Annotated in this window: 1 protein-coding gene; it reads right to left on the reverse strand. The window is 41.9% G+C overall.

The annotated features are described in order from the left end of the window. Positions 1 to 113 precede the first annotated feature (113 nt). Positions 114 to 902 (reverse strand): IS3 family transposase (locus C7R93_RS29605; RefSeq protein ID WP_106842133.1); only part of this gene is annotated, 789 nt, incomplete at its 5' end.

The raw sequence follows: 902 nt of genomic DNA on the forward strand, positions 1-902 counted from the left end.
GAAAGATACATGAGCAAATATACTTCGAGAATCATAGAAAAATAGGTCCCAAGACGCTAGCGTGAACTGTTACCCAAGAAATAGACAGTATTTGAAATAAGCCTGTTGAAAATTTAAGCAGCGATGAGGTGACTCCTGAATTCATCAGGGGTCATCTTTTTTAATGTCCACTGGTAACGTTCTGAATTGTAATAGGTTACATATTCGTTGACTCGTTGGCCCAGTTCTTGAAGAGAAACACAGTCCTTGTATTCGAGTTCATCCTTCATATGACCGAAGAATGACTCCATGGAAGCATTGTCCCAACAGTTACCTTTACGAGACATCGACTGCTTAAAACCAGCCTTAGCTATGAGGCGCCTCGTCGTAAGATGAGTGTAGTGCATTCCCTGATCCGAATGAAAAATAGCATCCGGATGGACGTTACCGTCCAATCGTTTAACTAATAGGTCTAGTGTCCGTGTAACTAGTGATAAATCCAACGTGGAAGACAAATAATGTGCCAAAATCTGTTTAGTTGTCCCATCTTTTACACAAGACAAATAAGCCCATTGACCAGTACCATAGCGCAAATAAGTGATGTCAGTAAGCAAAACCTTCTCAGGTACACCTTGGTCAAACTGACGTTCGAGAAGGTTTGGACATGTGCGATGTTCCTGAGTGGCCTTGGCCATTTTTCGATATGGATTTGCTTTCCGAATCAGAGTGATTAGCCTAAACTTTCGCATGAGACGACGAATCTTTTTATGATTCATCACAACACCATTCATTCGCTCCAATCTCATTTTAATGACCAGTGCTCCAACTCTTCTTTTTCGAGCTTCGAAATGCTCCTTGATGAGCAAGAAGTCTCGTTCATCGGCTGTTTCTCGAATTTGTCGGTGTTCCTCAGCACTACACCA

Origin of the sequence: Brevibacillus fortis (genome assembly GCF_003013395.1) — a bacterium.
GTDB lineage: Bacteria > Bacillota > Bacilli > Brevibacillales > Brevibacillaceae > Brevibacillus > Brevibacillus fortis.